Annotated in this window: 15 protein-coding genes; 5 read left to right on the top strand and 10 right to left on the bottom strand. The window is 40.4% G+C overall.

The annotated features are described in order from the left end of the window. Positions 1-109: 109 nt before the first annotated feature. Positions 110-1,393 carry a cytochrome P450 gene (locus AB5Z52_RS11380; protein ID WP_005470691.1) on the top strand — a complete coding sequence of 428 codons (1,284 nt, stop codon included), beginning with the start codon at positions 110-112 and terminating at the stop codon, positions 1,391-1,393. A gap of 71 nt (positions 1,394-1,464) precedes the next feature. Here AB5Z52_RS11380 and AB5Z52_RS11375 read toward each other — a convergent pair whose 3' ends face one another. Then, positions 1,465-3,090: a peptide ABC transporter substrate-binding protein gene (locus tag AB5Z52_RS11375; RefSeq protein ID WP_005470687.1), complete on the bottom strand. Its 1,626-nt coding sequence runs from the start codon at positions 3,088-3,090 to the stop codon at positions 1,465-1,467. Positions 3,091-3,580: 490 nt separating this feature from the next. Between AB5Z52_RS11375 and AB5Z52_RS11370 the strand changes: the two genes are divergently transcribed. After that, positions 3,581-4,030: a DIP1984 family protein gene (locus tag AB5Z52_RS11370; protein WP_005470685.1), complete on the top strand. Its 450-nt coding sequence runs from the start codon at positions 3,581-3,583 to the stop codon at positions 4,028-4,030. A 297-nt stretch (positions 4,031-4,327) separates the two neighbouring features. Here AB5Z52_RS11370 and AB5Z52_RS11365 read toward each other — a convergent pair whose 3' ends face one another. From AB5Z52_RS11365 to AB5Z52_RS11355, 3 genes are all read right to left on the bottom strand, one after another. Beyond that, a complete protein-coding gene (locus tag AB5Z52_RS11365; protein ID WP_081842084.1) occupies positions 4,328-6,928 on the bottom strand; it encodes an FctA domain-containing protein in 2,601 nt (866 codons plus the stop codon). A 71-nt stretch (positions 6,929-6,999) separates the two neighbouring features. Continuing rightward, the gene (locus tag AB5Z52_RS11360; RefSeq protein WP_137264322.1) at positions 7,000-8,520 is read right to left on the bottom strand and encodes an Ig-like domain-containing protein; all 1,521 of its coding nucleotides are present in this window, start codon (positions 8,518-8,520) and stop codon (positions 7,000-7,002) included. A 405-nt stretch (positions 8,521-8,925) separates the two neighbouring features. Beyond that, entirely contained in the window at positions 8,926-9,111 is a 186-nt protein-coding gene (locus AB5Z52_RS11355; protein ID WP_003125778.1) for a hypothetical protein, read from the bottom strand. Between AB5Z52_RS11355 and AB5Z52_RS11350 the strand changes: the two genes are divergently transcribed. Further along, positions 9,094-10,329, top strand: coding sequence for a helix-turn-helix domain-containing protein (locus tag AB5Z52_RS11350; protein ID WP_276524333.1), 1,236 nt, complete (start codon positions 9,094-9,096; stop codon positions 10,327-10,329). The genes AB5Z52_RS11355 and AB5Z52_RS11350 overlap by 18 nt on opposite strands. A 29-nt stretch (positions 10,330-10,358) precedes the next feature. On the opposite strand, the gene AB5Z52_RS11345 is transcribed toward AB5Z52_RS11350, so the two are convergent. The 4 genes from AB5Z52_RS11345 to AB5Z52_RS11330 form a co-directional block, all read right to left on the bottom strand. Continuing rightward, complete coding sequence (locus tag AB5Z52_RS11345) at positions 10,359-11,036, bottom strand: NADPH-dependent F420 reductase (protein WP_081131552.1); 678 nt, start codon at positions 11,034-11,036, stop codon at positions 10,359-10,361. Then, positions 11,036-12,088 carry an LLM class flavin-dependent oxidoreductase gene (locus AB5Z52_RS11340; protein ID WP_137264321.1) on the bottom strand — a complete coding sequence of 351 codons (1,053 nt, stop codon included), beginning with the start codon at positions 12,086-12,088 and terminating at the stop codon, positions 11,036-11,038. Before AB5Z52_RS11340 ends, AB5Z52_RS11345 begins: the two co-directional genes overlap by 1 nt. 171 nt (positions 12,089-12,259) lie before the next feature. Further along, positions 12,260-12,622, bottom strand: coding sequence for a TIGR02328 family protein (locus AB5Z52_RS11335; RefSeq protein WP_003125773.1), 363 nt, complete (start codon positions 12,620-12,622; stop codon positions 12,260-12,262). Positions 12,623-12,662: 40 nt separating this feature from the next. After that, positions 12,663-13,604: an NADP-dependent oxidoreductase gene (locus AB5Z52_RS11330; RefSeq protein WP_003125772.1), complete on the bottom strand. Its 942-nt coding sequence runs from the start codon at positions 13,602-13,604 to the stop codon at positions 12,663-12,665. Positions 13,605-13,832: 228 nt separating this feature from the next. Here AB5Z52_RS11330 and AB5Z52_RS11325 point away from each other — a divergent pair, with 228 nt between their 5' ends. After that, entirely contained in the window at positions 13,833-14,912 is a 1,080-nt protein-coding gene (locus AB5Z52_RS11325; RefSeq protein ID WP_005470675.1) for a PotD/PotF family extracellular solute-binding protein, read from the top strand. 1 nt (position 14,913) lies between these two features. After that, entirely contained in the window at positions 14,914-16,536 is a 1,623-nt protein-coding gene (locus AB5Z52_RS11320; protein WP_368243880.1) for an amidohydrolase, read from the top strand. Between the two features lie 287 nt (positions 16,537-16,823). On the opposite strand, the gene AB5Z52_RS11315 is transcribed toward AB5Z52_RS11320, so the two are convergent. Both AB5Z52_RS11315 and AB5Z52_RS11310 read right to left on the bottom strand, forming a co-directional pair. Continuing rightward, complete coding sequence (locus AB5Z52_RS11315) at positions 16,824-17,120, bottom strand: prepilin peptidase (protein WP_003125769.1); 297 nt, start codon at positions 17,118-17,120, stop codon at positions 16,824-16,826. A gap of 223 nt (positions 17,121-17,343) precedes the next feature. Next, the coding region (locus tag AB5Z52_RS11310; protein WP_368266917.1) for a hypothetical protein at positions 17,344-18,402 on the bottom strand (1,059 nt) is incomplete at its 5' end.

Genomic DNA, 18,402 nt, shown 5'->3' with positions numbered 1-18,402 from the left:
GTGCTTATCGAACAAGTGAAAAATGCTATTGCAGCAAGGTTATTTGTAGTTTCCTGAAATTTTATGAATTATTCAGGATATCAATAGGAAAAAGACAGGAGGAAATCCAATGAAAGAAGTACCAACAGCGAAAATCAAATTAACTGAGGTCAAAGAACTCTTTGATGCTGGTTATGAAATCTTAGGAGAATTACGGTCTGAGGTGAATGCCCCAGTCGTTAGAGCTAAATTTCTGAATCAAGAAGTGATTGCCATTTATGGAAAAGAAGCAGCAAAAATTTTTTATGATCCACGAAACTTTAAACGTGAAGGAGCAATGCCTAAACTCGTCCGTTCAACCTTGTTAGGGGAAGAGGGGGTTCAAACTTTAGACGGGGAACAACATCACCATCGGAAAAACTACTTTATGGACTTGATGACACCTGAGAGAATGACCGATTACCATGATTTGTTGGAACGAAACCTTTCTCATGAACTGGATAAACAATCCGGTACCTTTGAGCTTTTTTCACTCACAAAAAATGTTCTATTCAAAACGATTTGTGAATGGTCAGGAATCAATCTAGCACCACTGTCTCAATCAGAGATCAGTGAGTTAGCTGATTATCAAGTTGCTATGTTCAGCGGGACTGTCACCTCCCCTGTCGCCCATTTAAGAGGCGTCGAAGATCGTAAAAAATCTGAGAAATGGGCTCAAGGATTGATTGAAGAAGCTCGTCAACATCCTGTTGCTGGCAAAGAATCATTAGCACTCTATACTTTCGCTACTGCCACTGATCTTGAAGGTAATTTACTGCCGATCGAAGTTGCAGCCGTCGATCTGTTAAATATCATCCGCCCTACGGTTGCTTTAACCGTTTGGATCGCTTTGATGGGACATGCCCTTTTTAGTACAACGACTATCTACCAAGCACTTAAACAAAACTTTTCGGAGTTACAGGATTCATTTATTCAAGAATTACGCCGCTTTTATCCTTTCTTTCCAATGATGCCTGCCATTAGCTTGCAAGATGTTGTCGTCGATGGTTATCTGATCCCTAAGGACAGCTGGGTCGTCCAAGATATTTATGGTACGAATCATGATCCGAGAACCTTTGATCAGCCAGATGACTTCAAAGTGGATCGCTTTGTCGGACGTACACAAGCCATTTCCTATGAGGAAGAATATGAAATGATCGCACAAGGAGGCGGTGATTTCCGCAAAATGCACCGCTGTGCTGGTGAATGGATTACCTTGCATACGTTGCGCGTGTTCAGTGATTTACTGGTCAACCACTATCAGTTTGAAGTTCCTGAACAAGATTGGAAGATTCCAATGAATCACTTTCCAACCTATCCAGAAAGTAAAGTTCTCTTATTTAAAGAAGCTGCAATGACCACAGAAAATGAGTAACTACTGATCGTTGTTATTAAGTGCAGCTCACAAAAACGCAGCCCAAGCAAGCTTAGGGCTGCGTTTTTTGCTTACTTCTCTACAGATGCCGTACGGAAATAAAAATAGGCACCGTATGCGGGAAATTGGATATCTTTGATCGTTGACCTGATCATATAATTTGATGCACTCTGATATAGAGGAACTTGAGCTGCATCTTCTGCTAACAGAATTGATTCTGCTGATTTGTAATCTTCAAATACTTTATCTGGATCATTGGCATCCACGGTACGTGCGTTTTCTGTCAATGCCGTATAGTCCTCGTTGACATATCCACCGTAATTGTAAGAAGAACCTTTTTTATATAAATTGAAATAAGAGTCCAAGTCACTGCTGCCAGCAATCCAACCAGAAATCGACAACTCATATTGACCATCTGCTCGTGATTGATTCAAATTCGTTCGTGGTTGTTTATTGATTGTAATCGTCAAACCAGGCAAATGATCTTGAAGCTGATTTTGCAGATATTCACCGATTTTTTGTCCATGATCATCATCTGTTACCAATAAAGTCAGTTCAATTTTGTCACCGATAGCTGATTGTGCTTGGCTCCATTCTGCTTGTGCTTTGTTACTATCGTATTCATTGTAGTCCCCACTATAAGTGCGAAAATCTTCATTGGTATTCGGATTGGCATAAAGCCCACTGGGAATAAGGCCATTCAATACGCTTGCTCCATCGTTCAACACATCATTCACGAGACTCTCTTTGTCAATCGCCAAAGCGATGGCTTTACGAAGGTGGACATTTGCCAATGGTTTATTTGCCTGTTTATTAAAATCTAAAAAATAGTTGGCAATATCCTTTTGAGTGACTAAGGAGTCATTATTTTGGTACTGTTGCACATAGAGTCCGCTGATTTTTTGCAGATCCAACTCCCCGCTTTCAAACAACTGGATTCCAGTATTCTCCTCTTTGATCGTGGAACCTTTGATTTTATCCAACTTAACTACCGCTTGATCGTAATACTCAGGATTTTTGGCAAGCGTCCATTCTGCACCGGTCTGTTGCCAGTCTTTCAGAATGAAAGGTCCCGTATAGAGCAAGTCTTCACTTGTTTTCCCATATGCCGTCCCTTTTTCTTCAACATAAGACTGTCTTTGAGGCGCTAACCAGCCAATCGACACCACCGATAAAAAAGAAGGTTGCGGCTGTTCCAAATGGACGACAAAGGTCTTTTCATCCGGTGTTTCTAAGCCAATCGTCGCAATGTCTGCTTTCCCTTCGCGAATATCTTGACTGTTGACGACATTGTCTAAAAGATACGCATTTGGCCCCATGGTTTTAGGATCGACCAGTTTCTTCCAAGCATAAGCAAAATCTGCTGCTTGCACTTGCTGCCCATCACTCCATTTGGCTTCTTCCTTTAGTTTAAAGGTATATGTCTTGCCATCTTCACTGATGACTGCTTCCTCCGCCAAACCGGGAACTGGCTGACTCTTTTCATCAAAACGATACAACCCTTCAAAAAGATGCTGGATAACGGTAAACGTAACTTTATCCGTTGTTTGCGTCGTATCTAATGTTGTCAACTCTGCCGGTAAGCTGACTGAAATCTCTTGAACTTCTGGATCTGTCTCCTTTGCGGACGATCCAGTCGTGCTACATCCTGCTAACAAAAAACTTAAAATCCCTACAACAACCAAACCCTTTTTCATTTACTCTCCTCTTTCCTTTTCACTTGCGAGTTGCAAGCTTGATTAAATAAAAAAATCCTCGTCCCTTTGCTGATCATCATTGATCAACAAAGGGACGAAGACTTCGTGTTACCACCCTTTTTCGTGTCATTTTTACAAATAACACCTCATCAGTACGTATGCATACTCGGCAGGATAACGGCTGCGTTCCGTCTAACCAGCGTAAACCAGTTAAAAGACTCTGAGCTCATCTTCACTTAGCGTTCTGTCCCCTTTCTCACCAACCCGGGTTCTCTTTAAACAGTCATCAAAGCTACTCTTCTCATCGATGTCCTATATTCTACTGAATTGATAAAAGTATACTATTCCTCGTTTTTCAAGTCAAACAGTTTTTAGAATTTTCAATCTTTTCAATAATGGCTTCAAGACTTTTTGGAGGGCAAATACTTGCCAGCTTAGTGTTTTTTTTCTAGGATAAAGAAAAGAAACCTTGCTCGAAAGGATGAAATCAATGAAACTTGCTGAAGCATTATTACTACGAAGAGATCTTGAATCCAAACTCACTCTGTTACGAGAAGAGATTGCCAGTAGTGCCGTGATCCAAGAAGGCGATACGTTAGACCGCAGCATCGACGACTTACTGCTGGATTATGAAACAACAAACCAAGAATTTGCCCAGTTGGTCATTGCAATCAATCAGCGAAATGCGGTCGCCAAAATCGGTGGACAAGAAACGATTGCTGCTGCATTAGAGAAACGGGAAGCTTTAAGGCGTTCGCATGCGATGCTAACGGCAACATTGGAAGCAGCCAAGGTTGCTCCACGGATGGGACGTAATGAGATTCGTATGATCCGAACGATCGATACCAAGCAAATCACCGACCGTTTGAATCAAACCGCAAAAGCCTTACGTGAATTAGACGGGCAGATTCAACAAACAAATTGGCTTGTTGATTTATAAAACAGCTGGGTGGGAGTCAAAAGCGAGCACAAAGCAGGTACAGGCTTATATGTACACCAATGGGGTCTGGCAGGGACCAGTTTAATGACTGCTGTTCAGTTACAAGCGTACAACTTATATTTTTCAATTAACGACCACGTGCTGGTTTGACAAGGTGGGTGCCTCTGTTTATCTTTTGTTACGCAAAAGGTAAACAGAGGTTTTTTGTTCAGCAAGACCTCTTTCAAAAGAAAAAGACCCCCTGATCCGTTTCCAACATAGGAAACCAGATCAAGGAATCTTTGATCGTTTAGCTAGTTACTTTCTTTTCTGTCTGCGATATACCACTACTACAATGCCTACTAGTAACAAGCCTACTAACATCCAGCTGACTTGATACGTTTCACCGGTTTTTGGCAGTTCGTTTTTCTTCGTCGGTGTTTTTGTATTCTGATTTTTTGCTGGATCAGGAGCTTTTTCTGGCGTGTAGCGGTTAGTAAAGGTTGGCTCGCTACCATAATCTGCTTTCGCTTCCAATGTTCCGTTTTGATCTTTGACATTTACGGTCACTGGAATCTCTGCGTCATCATAAGTGATTGTACTGTCTTGTCCGGCTTTTTCCCGGATCGTATAGTTGTACTCACCGGCTTTGTCGTACGGAATCGCATCGAAGTAAACTTTCCCTGTGCCGTCGTTGGTTTGGCTTTGAATCACTTGTCCCTCTTGATCGACTAATTCAAAGGTGAACTCCCCTGCGACTAGTGAACGGCCAGTCAAAACTTTCTCAGCTTCCAACACTACACTGCCGGCTTTTGGTGTGTAAGTGTTCGTGAAGACGGCGTTGCCTTCATAAGTCGCTGTTGCTTCTAACTGTCCGTCGTTATTTTTCACCTCTACTGTAACATTGGTGATTGAATCATCATAGCTAATCGTAGCGTCATGTCCTTGTACTTCATAAATTTTATATCGATAGGTTCCTTCTTTTTGATAAGTAATCTCATCAAAAAGAATATTATTTGCCTTGTTCGTCTTTTCTTGAAGGATTTTATTTTCTTCATCTGCCAAAACAAAAGTGAATTCCCCGTCTTCGATCTGTCGGCCTTCCAAAGCTTTCGTAGCCGTTAAAGCTAGGCTAGTTTCGATAATTTCCCTTGTATTAGCTAGTTCAAAGACATAATCGACTTCCTCGTTCGAGATCGTAAACGTATATTCTTTTTCATCCCGCTCATATCCATCTGGTGCTTTCGTTTCTTGGATTTTATAATCCCCATATCGTAGCCCATCTAAGTGGTCAAATTCGCTAGTTCCTTGAATCAACTTATTATTTCTGACAACAAGTTCGGAGAAAACAACTTCGTAGTTTCCTTCGGCATTTTTACGACTGAGTTGGAAATGTGCCTCTTTGTTGATCCCAGCTTCCTTATCCCCTTCTCTGTCATATTTATTGATTGTCAACGAGCCATTTGTTCCCGTTGAAGTACCGCTACCGTTGGTAGATTTGACGATTACGTCTTTTGTTACTTGATGGATTTCCGTCTGACTTCCGTAAAGAGACACATCATTTGAAACAACTTCATTATTTCGAATGCCAGGATCAAGTTTCGTTTGATAAACGATGAAGTATGGACTGTCAATGACATCCTCAAAAGCAATACGTAATGTGAATGTTCCATCAATACCATTCGTTGTTACATTTGGATTGTCTTGATTATTGAAAATAACTTTCTCACCTTTTATCCATTGATCTCCGTCTTTGACGGCTTTATACACATCAACAAGGACTTTTCCTGTCTCATCGTACAAGAAAGTCTGTTGATTATAATTGATCGTATCTTCAATCACAGCATTCTTGATCGTTCGACTATCTTGGTTAACCAGCACTTCCCAATCCAACAGTCGATTATTGTCAACATTTTGAGTGCCATTTTTTGTTAACCAGTTTCCTTTTGCGGATTTCTCAACTTGCGCTTCAGCAGTTAAATCCGTTGTACCATCTGTCAAAGAGATCATATTATTGTACTTGTAAACATCTGTAGCTGCTTCGACAGCAATGAAGACAGCAATCGTTTCTGAAGTGTCTTTCAACAGTTCTACTGTCACTTGTTTTGTCACTGGATCATACGTCAAGCGATAATCAGCTGAGCTCAATTCTTCCTTCAGAGATCTTACTTGGTTTCCTGTTCCGGATACGTCAACTGTATAAACTACTGCTTCTTTAAACGTTTGACCATCTTGTAATTGATCGACAATCTTGGTTCCTTCATGAAGTGTCGCTTTATACGTATTAAATAATCCCATCCAATAGATTTGATCACTTGTAGCAACATCTTCTGAAAAGATATTTGGGAAATTACGGTTAAAAGCTGCTTGCAAGTATGCTTTTACATCTCCTCCTTTTGGAATGAAAAGCCCTGCTTTTAGCGCGTTTAAGGTCCAAGTAGTGTCCATCCATGAATTTGCTTGAGCGGCTTCCCTATAAGAGTTACCGTCAATTTCATAATCGACAAAAGCAGAATTACTAAAACGTGTTTTGGCACTTCCTAAAGCGATCTGTGTCGTCATATCAAAAGTCGTTTTGAATCTGACCGTAATTTTGTCTGCTGTCTTTGCATAGTTTCCTTTTAGTTTAATTTGAAAACCAGATTCGTACTCAATTGGATTTTCTCCAGAAGTGGTTTCACGCTGCTTCGATAAATCAAAGTCGCTTGAAGTCAATTCTTTAACTTCTCCTGACTGGCTAGTTGCAGTTAAAACAAGAGAGTCTTCAATCAATTCTAATCCACTAATATTTGTCCCGCTAATTTCTCGATAGCGATCTGTGATGACCATATTTTCCACTTCTACATATTGCTGATTTATCTCAATCTGCCATTGAATCGTTTGATCCTGATAACTTTTTGATGGTGCTGTTTTTGTCACACCAATTTTGCTTGTTGGGTCACTGTTCCCGACCCATTATGAGAAGTTGTCGTATCATCTTTGATAGTTATTTAGTTAGTAATTCTAGTATTCACCAGTACTGGATCAAAGAGTTGTGTCTCATAACGAATCACATATTGTCCAGCATGAGCAAACACAAGTTGAAATTGAACAAGCTGATTATCTTTTTTTATTTCTCCTGCTTCATCAAAGTGCCAATCTGTCACAATACTGTTATCATTTTTGTTTCTGACCACTACAGAATCGGCTACTAAATAATGCAATGCAATTTCTGAAAGTGATCCAGAATACGTTTTATCAGTGAGAATTGAACCGTCTTTGCTAAGATCTAAAGAAACCTCCCAAGAAGCACGACCAGTTGACTGATCATAACCTAAAAATCGCTTATATTCCGCAGATTCATCATAGCTGACTGTTGCTTCAACTGATTTTTCATGGAAATTATCTCCAGTGATTTGAGCAACATTTTTGAAGGAGTTAATCGTTGGATCATTGACAACACTATAAATTTCAATTTTGACTGGCTTATCGATTTTTTGATTGAATGTAAAAGTTCCAGTCGTTGAGTTATAAGTATACAAGTCGCTAGTTCTAACCCAAGCGTCTCCATCATAAAGGTAACCATAAGAATGAGAATATGCCAATCCGCTTGGTAGTTTATCTGTCACAACGACGTTTTCTAGTTCCTTGCTTTCCGTATTATATACGATCTCCCAAACAATTGAGCCACTAGTACTTACTTTCCCACTCTTCGTAATATCGATTTGATAGATTGGTAAAGTAATCAGGATCTCATTGCCATCACGGTCATAAATACCAGTTTCGATGACAACATCTTCTGTGATTGTTGACACTTTCAATTCGGTTTCAAGATTGATTGTCCCACTTCTACCTGATAGATTCTCTGCGTTTTCATTGAAAACAATCTTTAATTCTCCATTTGCATTTAGATAAAAGTCTCCTAATGATCCTCCACCTGAACGCTGTAATGTGCCTGACACCTCATTGTGAACAGCAAAATAGCTTGGTAGCTGATAAATATAATAATCACCGTTTTTGATTTCCTCCTGATCAGATAATGACCAGTCAAAGTGAATCTTAATATTGTCGTTATAATAAGGAGGATTGTTTTGATCAAAAGGTTGATCATTCATATCTGTAATTCGTACATTATCAAATAGTTGAATTCCTCGAGCATTTAAATCTGGATTAACAGCATTTGGAGTGACTGCTTGTTCGGTAGATTCAGTCTCTGAATCCTCCGTGGGTGCACTTGGCTGTATTGTATTTTGATTCAACTCTGAAGTGGACGTTTCAGTCGTAGTAGTAGTGGTCGCTTTTTCCGGTTGACTGTTTGAGGTATCTTCGACTGTTTGACTAGTACTCTCCGCGTTTTCTGAAGTTGTTGTTGATTCTTCCGTTTTTGTGTCTGTCGCAGGTGAATTCGATTGGCTCGTTTGACTTTCAACTTCTATATTTGAAACCATTTCAGCTACTGCAATTGCCGGTGTACAAAAAGTCGCACCTAGCAAAACCAACAAGCTCAAATATGCACATAGTTTTTTATTCATAGTGATTCATCCTTTCTAAAAAAACAACTGTTACTTTTTAGAAAAACTTAATTTTTTTACTTTTCTAAAATATAAGTTTTTCTAAAAGAACCAACCAATATAATTATTTATGATGGCACCGTACTGTACGTTCTTCCCTCATTCTTCCGAAGACAGCATAACGATTGATATAGCTAGACCAGAACCTATTTTTCATTCAATAACATACCTTTTTTATAGAAAATCAGAGACAAGTATCAATAAAAAAGCATGTGTTATCTCACCTTTATTTTCCCAAATTTGGCATAAACTAAGTGTTCAAAAAAATCATTTTTCAAATATCTTTGACTATTTGGAAAAACGTGCTACCATCAATACATAACTGATTGGAGGAAAGCTATGTTCAGAGGTTTATTGTCAACTGCTTCACAAATAAAATTGTAGTTGATTGAAAGTTTGTTGCATGACCGTCACTGTTTTATTGCTGATTTGCTGGATGAATTTGACCTGTCTTTGTCGTTGTTCAGAAAGTATGTGACAGAGATCAATCACGATCTGTCCTTTCTTCAAATAAATATAGACAATCATTCCTAAGTGAGTCTGGAATTCCATTCTTTCGCTTCACGATCGGATGTCTATAGTTTTTTCTTGGCTGACTCTTCTGCTTTCAAACTCTTGGAACTTCTGTTTTCATCCCACTTTTCCAGTTATGAGACACTAGCGATTGAATTGAATCTAAGCAAATCCTCAATTATTCGTTTAATTAAAAAAATCAACACGGTCATACGTCCTTTTGATTTTCATATAGAAAAAAAACCTATCCGCATAGCTGGGAATGAAATGACTATTCGCCAGTTTTACATGGTTTTCTTTTTGGAGAAATACCAACATGAGTTTAGAGATGCCAGTAAAAATCAGGAACAAGAATTTTTAAAAGTTGCACAACTTTTGGCTGAAGTTACTCCATTAAAGCTGTATTTTTCTGACATACGAAAAATAGCGTTTATCATTTATGTACATAGTAAACGAGAGAGGCTTTTTGCCACGGAAGTGCAATCGAATAAAATTGAATATTTTCTAGAAAAAATCGATCTCGCTGAATTCTCTCGCTACAAACGATCTTATTTAGAAAAAGTTATGGGTTATCTGACTTCTCATATCACAGCCGACCCAGCTATCTATAAACAAGTAAAAAAAATCTTCTATCGATTGACTAAACAAATTTTTCTTAAATACCATTACACCGAAACAGACTTTCAAGAAAAATTGGATGCTGTTAGTTTCAAATATTTGCTGGAAACGAATTTGAATGTTCCGTATTGTATTTTGAATGATCGCCTGGCCCGTTTTGTTGATAACTGCGATCCTGTCCAGCAAGCAATCAACAAGGATATTGTTCAGCTAGTGACTCATTCTGAATTACCGGCGATTCGCCCTGCTACGATCAACCATTTGATTTATATTTTCCATACTTCTTTTCCACTATTTACAAAACAAATCATTGATCAACATGCAGATTATCATCTCGCCTTGTTCTACGATACCAATAGCGACCATACGGAAATGATCCGAACACAAATCAAACAGTTCGTCCCCTACGACCTGAAAATCACGATTCTCAATCCGTTAGACTCTTTTTCAATCCCTGCCGTCAAAGCAACCTATGATTTGATTATCGGAAATATCGTCCCTCCTTTTCAGAAAGTTCCTTTCAAAGCAACAGACATCTTTATTACACGAAATGAGATTGGCTATATCGCAAACAGTATTCAAGAAAAAGCGATCCAGCAGATTGAGAAACAAAAAGAACCTCTTAGCCCTACTCACTGAAAAAGTGAGTTTCGCTAAAGAGGTTCTTTTTAATTTTGTCGTTCGAGTAATTGTTTGCCTTGAGCACTCTGATAAAACGTTTCAATTAAATGATTTAAATTTGTTTTTGTCTCACTGGCGCCAAAAAGTTCACCGCCAGGTTCTAGCATAAGACCATTGGCTAGACGACCGATCACTACCGGATCAAAGCCAAAGTCGTCAACGATTTTGGCCGTTTGAGACATAGATTCCGGATCATTACCAGCGATTGCCATGGCTTTTCTGGCTGGTGAACCAGCCGGCCGAGCTTCGTCTTGAACATCATGATAACCCATATGGTTGAATGCCTTGATAACTCTGCTTTGGTCAAAATATTTTTGGACCCTTTCTGAAGATGTTTCTTCAACAGTCGAATACGTTTTGCTGGTTCCATCAACTTCCCACCAATAGTTCATTGCATCGATCACAAGTTTACCAGCCAGCTGCTCCTTGGGAAGTGACGGATAGTTGCTTAAAGGGATTGCTAATAAAATGACTGGCATTTCCGTCAGGATGTCTGAGACATTCTTCACCTTTGCACCTGGAGCAAGGATTTCAACAGCTAGAGCATTCTTTTCCGCTGGCTTTCTGCTAGCGATCCAGACCTCATACCCAGCTTCTGCTCCTAATTTTGCTAATGCTAACCCCAACTTGCCGGCTCCTAAGATGCCAATTCTAGATTTTCCCATTATTTCCCACCTGATCTCAATAGTTCTTTGACCCTAGGGATTACTTTTGTACCATAAAGTTCGATAGTCCGCAGACGGTCTTTTTGTAATTGTCCACCGGTTCCATAAACAAGATCAAACCGTTCGACGCCGACTTGCGGCATCGTTCGCGCAATTTTTTGTGCCACAGTCTCAGGACTACCTACATAGTAAGAGCCATGTTCTACTTCAAAATCGAAACGTTCTTTCGACATCTCGGGCCAACCACGGTCTTCTCCGATTTTATCCATACTTTTCTTGATATAGTGCCAACCGATTTCGTACGCTTCCTCATCCGTCTCCGCAATCACCCCATGGGAATGCATCCCTACCGGAAGAATCGGTCTGCCCATTTGCTGCGTTGCTTTTTGATAAAGTTGTACATAGGGGGCAAATCGCGCAGGCTCCCCGCCAATGATGGCTAGCATAACTGGAAAGCCGTAGCGAACAGCACGAATAATCGACTCCGGTGTTCCTCCCACGCCAATATACGTATCCAGTGTTCCTTCGAGTTTTGGATAAACTTCGGCATTCTCCAAAGATTGAGTAAATTTGCCTTTCCAGGTCAGTGGCTCCCCTTTAAGGAGTTCGTAAAACATTGCTACTTTTTCTTCAAATAATTCTTCATAATCTTGCAGATCATAGCCAAACAGTGGAAAAGATTCAGTGAATGACCCTCTTCCTAACATGATCTGCGCACGACCATTTGAAAGGGCATCAACTGTCGCAAATCGTTCATAGACCCGAACTGGATCATCAGAACTTAATACAGTTACTCCCGTTCCTAATTTGATTCTTTTAGTGACCATTGCCAGCGCAGCTAATACTGTATCTGGGCTTGAGATTGCATACTCTTCGCGATGGTGTTCGCCTAATGCGAGGATATCGACACCGACTTCATCGGCCAACTTTCCTTCTGCAATAATATTTCTTAATGATTGGCTGTAACTGATTCGTTGATGGGTCTGGTCATCAAAGGCAAGATCGCCAAAGGTATCTAACCCAAATTCTATTTGTTTATTATTGATTGTCATATCATTTCCCTCTTTTCAAATACTTCCTGCATTCACTATAACAACTTCTTTTTATTAACGCGAAAGATATGCTTACTTTTTGTAAGTCAACTGTTTATGAATTGCTTCAAAAAGAAAAGCGCGTCCTTGCTTCAAACAAGGACGCGCACTTTTTTGTTTTTTTATTAGCCATCAGAGATAGATTCCTTTGCTTCTTAAATTAGCTAAACACTCCTCTAAATACATTGCAGTATGTTCAGGATAAATAGGGACTGATTGCTCAATCGGCTCTAACACCTGATAAGGAGCTGTCTTTTGCCCCCGATAAGTAGGCTCTAACCACGCTGCTGCTGGACGATAGCCGCGACGCTGCATCTCTGCCATGACAAGGAGATGGTATTGGTACAGCTTATATGGAGAATGAGCAAAAACGTAATCGACTGTCGCATGTTTCTTTCCCCAGCCAGCGCCTCTCAGCGCAGCTACTTCCCGATGCTGTCCCAGTAATTGTTGTCTTGGTAATTTAGGCAAAAGTGCTTCATGCCACAATCTCATATCCTCAGTTCCTCTGCTTCGCTTGATTTATGTCTGTAATTTATTGGTTGTCGAGCACGATTTTCCCTACCGCATGGTGTGTTTCACTTAATGCATGGGCATCATAGACACCTTGACGAGTCAATGGGAAAGTTTCGCCAATCACACTTACTAATTTGCCATCAGCCATTAGTTTAGCTAATTCGCTTAACTGTTCTCCATTTGTACGTAACCAAATTGCTTTTGCTTCAATTTGTTTCGTTGCGGCTAATGTTTCATCTTCAATACTCAGTACAGAAATCAAGCGGCCATGCTCTTTTAGAACGGAGAAGCTTTTCTTTTGGATCTCGCCACCCATTGTATCAAAAACTAAATCAATGTCAGTAAGAACTTCTTCGAAATCCGTTGTATGGTAGTCGATCACTTCATCTGCACCTAATTTTTTAACAAGTTCATGATTACGGGGACTTGCCGTCGTGATGACATAGGCGCCGGCATTTTTCGCAAGTTGAATGGCGTAGGTCCCAACTCCGCCAGCTCCGGCATGAATCAACACTTTTTCGCCAGCTTTTAACGAACCATGATCAAATAGAGCTTGTAATGCAGTCAATCCTGCTAGAGGCACAGCTGCAGCTTCCGTGAAGGCAATAGATTCTGGCACAGGCGCCAGTAAGTTGCTGTCCACAATCGTATAATCCGCATAGGTCCCAAATCGTGTCGTCTCTGGACGAGCGAAAATCCGATCGCCTACGTGATAGTCTTTAACCTTCTGACCAACTTCAACGATTTCTCCAGCAACATCCCATCCTAGAATAATCGGAAATGACCAAGGAAACATTTGCTTCAAGTATCCTTCGCGTAATTTCCAGTCAATTGGGTTGATCGAAGTTGCTGCAACTTTCACCAACACTTGATCCGCACCGAGTTCAGGTAGTGAAACTTTCGCTTCTGCTAGTTTTTCTTTACCACCATATTCATTAATAACAACTGCTCGTGTTTCCATGTAAATCACTCCTTGAGATTATGTAAATGAGCTTCCGTCATTTTTCTAAAGAAACGAAAGGTCTCTTTCATAGCTTAGGCAATGATCCCTGATTTTACAACTGATTCGACTTTCCCTTTTCTATCAGAAAAAGCAGTTTTTTCACTGACTAACTTTTTATTGCCTTTTTAAAAGGTTTCATTTATTCTACAGGAATAAGAATGTGATAAGAAAGAAGGAATTGATGAATTGAAAAGATTGCACGTATTTTTTGGCGGGATCATTGCGATCCTAGGTATTCTTTTTGTTGGCAAAGCTGTACTGTCCAATGAAACAGGAAGTGCATCAGCAAATGATGCTAACACGGTTATTATTTATAATTGGGGAGAATATATTGACCCCGATCTGATAAAAAAATTCGAAACTGAAAGTGGCTATTCAGTGATTTATAATACATTTGATTCGAATGAAGCAATGGAAACAAAGGTCAAACAAGGCGGTACCAGGTACGATTTGATTTTCCCCAGTGAATCGATGATTCCTAAAATGATTGAGGAGCAGCTGCTGATTCCTTTAGAACATGATAAACTCGTCGGCAGTGAAGATCTTTCTGATTTTCTGATGGATCAGCGCTTTGACAAAAACAATCATTACTCCATTCCTTATTTTTGGGGAACTATTGGAATCATGGTTAATAGTGACCAAATCGATCCTACCACCATTCATGGCTGGGCAGATTTATGGCGCCCGGAATTTGCCAACGATATTCTAGTTGTTGATGGCGCAAGAGAAACGTTAGGAATGGCTTTGCAGACTTTAGATCTTTCTCAAAATGAGCTAGATACAGCAAACCTTCAACAAGCCATCGAGAAATTGGAAGCATTACGCCCCAATGTCAAAGCAGTCCTCACTGATGAGATCAAGACTTTGATGGTCAACAACGATGCACCGATCGGCATTGGCTATTCAGGAGATGCAGCGTATGTCATGTCTGAGAATCCTGCTATAACCTATGTCGTCCCTAATGATGGCGGTGCTATCTGGACAGATAACTTTGCGATTCCAAAAACCGTCGGCAATCTTGAAGGAGCTTATGCGTTTATCAATTTCATGCTGCGTCCTGAAAATGCCGCTCAAAACGCTGAGTATGTCGGTTATGCGACACCGAGTGAGACCGCGAAGCAACTGCTACCGACTGAATTGACCTCCAATAAAGCTTTCTATCCAGAGCCGGAAGCAATGCAACAGATGGAACACTACGAATACTTAGGAAAAAATGCCGTTGAACAGTACAACGATCTTTTTCTCGAATGGAAGTTGGGATTATAAAATGAATATACTATTGAAGTCTTCCTACATTTTTGATACAGAAAGAAAAACGACCTTTGCTGGTTTTATTTTGATTGAAGGAACTAGGATCAAGGATGTGGGTCCTTTGGATGCCACACCTACCAACTTACCAGCTGAAACAACGATCATTGATTGTCATGACCAAATGATCATTCCTGGCTTTATCGATGCCCATATTCACTTTTATCTTTCCGCTTTGCTCCATGCAGGGCAGTTAACTCATGTCACTGGAACAACTGAAGAAGCAGTTGCCCAGCAAGTACCGCAAATTCCTGTGACCCATGGCTGGAAAATTGGGATTGGTTGGTTCAGCAGTGACTTTGGACAACAAGTCTATCCCACAAAAGCAACGATTGATCACTACTGTGACGAAGTGCCAGTCATGCTGATTTCAGGAGACGCCCACAGCATTTGGTTAAACAGTAAAGGAATGGAAACCTTAGAAATCACAACCGATTCAGTTCCTACCGGAATCAGTGGAGAAGCATTGATGAAAGATGGCGAATTGACGGGTTGTTTTCTTGAGGCAGTTGCTATTAATTACTTGGCGGAGGTGCTGCAATCTTTTCAAGCCAACAGTTACTCAACGTACCTTTCTTACATGAAGCAGCTCAATCGTTATGGCATTACTACAATCGGCGATGTTGCCCTGACTGGCGAAAGCTGGGACGACTTGATTTATCCAGAGCTTTACCAAAAAGTTGCCGAAAAAGCGACTTTACGGGCGGTTTTTTACCCTGCGATGCGAATGGAAATAGAGCATTTAACTGATATCTATCAAAACTATCGATCTGAGAAAGTCCAAATGGGTGGTGTGAAACAGTTCTTTGATGGTGTAACAAGTACCCATACTGCTTTGTTGAAATCGGAGTACGAAACGCCTTATTTTACTGGTGATATTGGTATGCCGCTGATTGCAATTGAAAAAATGCGCCAGTTGATTTTCTTAGCAAACCAGCAAAATTGGCCGATGCGCATCCATACGATCGGTGACCAAGCGATCCATCAAGCGTTGTCTTTTTTTAATGAAAGTCATGCGCGCTTCCCTCTCTCTGCCGGTAAAAATAATACACTGGAGCATTTGGAAGTCATGGATCCTGCAGATCTTTCTTTAGTGGCACAAGACAATTTAGTTCTTTCTGTTCAACCTAGTCATTTATTAGTCGGCTATGAAACGTTAGATGAAGAAGTAGGTCCGCAACGCGCTAGTCAAATGTTTCCTTTTCAATCCTTTTTCGCCCACGATGCTGTAGTAGCATTTGGAACCGACAGCCCAGTAGTGATCGATGTGTCTCCATTGGATTCGATCTATTATGCAGTGGCTAGAAAAGAAAAAAACGGCTCTCCAGTAGAAGGATTGATGCCCTCTGAAGTGATGAATGTGGCAGATGCTCTGGTTGCTCATACCGCTGATGCAGCTCGGGCACTCAGTCGACAAGACATTGGTTCGATCAAAGTCGGGCAGTTGGCTGATCTTTGTATTCTTTCGAAAAATATTCTTTCCCTTTCAGAAAAAGAGCTGCTTGAGGTAGAAGTCACTGCAACCATTTTTAACGGTGCATTTGTCTATCAAAAAGACGAAGCTTCGCAGCAAAATTCCTAATTGGATCTTTGACCATATCCCTCGAATACCCGAATAATGGCTGACTTGCTTCTCTCGTCCGAGGGCTCTCATTCATGGAAGACCCTTGACTGTGTTCACGTTCACGCTAATCAACCGTATTATTCGGGATTTTTTGTCAACACCACCCTAATCCCCCATCCTTTTTTCGTTCTGGATACTGCCAGGCTATAATTTGGTTCCTCTTGATTGTTCCCTCTGATCATTTCTCGCTTTGTTTCGTCTTGATTCCTGCTCAATCATTGCCCTCTTGATTTCCCTCCAATTCCTTAAAATATATACAATATGACCAACAGGATCCCACCAACGATTTCACTTATTGGATACTTGCGATTAATCGGTACCAAACAATTCCTGCACTTGCCTTTTAAGAATAAAAATGACCAAATAGGGATCAGCTGCCACGGGGTTAGTACCTTTCCACAGTGCTCACAATGAGAGCGGCCTCCCAATGATTCCTGACGGGGCAAACGATAAACAACAACCATCAAAAAAGAACTAAGACAGCTACCAAGACTAAATACTGATAAAATGGGTAATAGCAACGCTCTTCCCAAACCACACACTCCTCTCGTCTAATCGACACCTCAAATAAAGAGCCTATTCATAAGCAAATACGCTCTTTTAAACACGAAGTTTTTTTATTCTTCAGCGACGTACTGCTGACAGCGGATACCTAGCAGTACGTGATCGTCTGATTTATGTCATCAAATTGATTGGATGTGACTCTAGCCTCTTGCTCTTATTTGCTACTGCTGACACCTCCTTTGTTGCGAAACAAACTGAGTGTTACTGACCATTTCTTAAAGAAAATTCATTGATGATTCGAGGATTGATTTCCCACAATAGTCGATTCCAATCCTCTGCGTCTGGAATTGACTTAAAAAGCAAATGCCAGTTTCCAATCAATTGATCACTGACATATTCACTATAATTTGTCACTACTAGATCAATATGATTCTGCTCTAAATAATCTAAGTTCATCTCTAATGCATTCGGGAAAAACAGGTGCTGGAACCGGCCAAGATATTTGATAGCCATTGCTTGGATATTCTGACAAACAAGGTAGTTTCCCTCTAATAAAAATGCAATATTTTTAGGTGCTCCCCAATGGATTTCCTTTAGTGAGTCCATGAATAGGACGGCCATCACGGTGATTTCTGTTACTGCTGTCTTTCCCCCTGAGATTGTCTGATGGTGTTCGGTAAAGAATGCTAATAACTCAAGATACAAATCTGGGTATTTCTCTTGGACGACTTCATGAATATCAAGAATATTTTGATTTGTGACTGGTGATAGCTGTTCTTTTAAATACAGCATAGTAAAAAAAGAACGCACAAGGATCATGTCTCTCTGAAGGTCATTACTCTGCTGGCCAAAAGCGGATAAAAATAGTTGGGCACAGTCTGTAATCCCAACATTCGGCTGGAGTTCCTGAATAAACTGCTGCTCTCCAGCCAGATCCGTCAATGAACGCCGACACAAAATCATCACATACAAATACAATAATTCCTCCACTGGCAAACGTTTCCCGATTGACGCATCAATCACATCATTGATAGTTGAAAAACGCTGGAATGCCTCTCGTTCTTTCAGCGCTTGAATCATTTCTGACTCGATAAGCAAGTCTCCCTCACGTTCTAAAGTAATCATTAGAGTATAACTAAAATCTCCCAAAGAAACATTGGGATAGCTACTGAAGAAGTGCTTTTTTTGTAAGGCAAAGGCAATCGACTGGATGGCAATTGATGGCAAGACCGTGTGTGGAGTTATTTCTGATTCATAATAAAAATCATGAAAGAAACTGCGAATATCGATTTCTTTTCCAATGAAATCCACTTTCTTCAG

The organism is Enterococcus sp. RTP21361st1_A6_RTP21361_211029 (assembly GCF_040910045.1).
GTDB lineage: Bacteria > Bacillota > Bacilli > Lactobacillales > Enterococcaceae > Enterococcus_D > Enterococcus_D gallinarum.
Note: the sequence above shows the minus strand (reverse complement) of the source record. Positions and strands in the feature narration are given on the sequence as shown.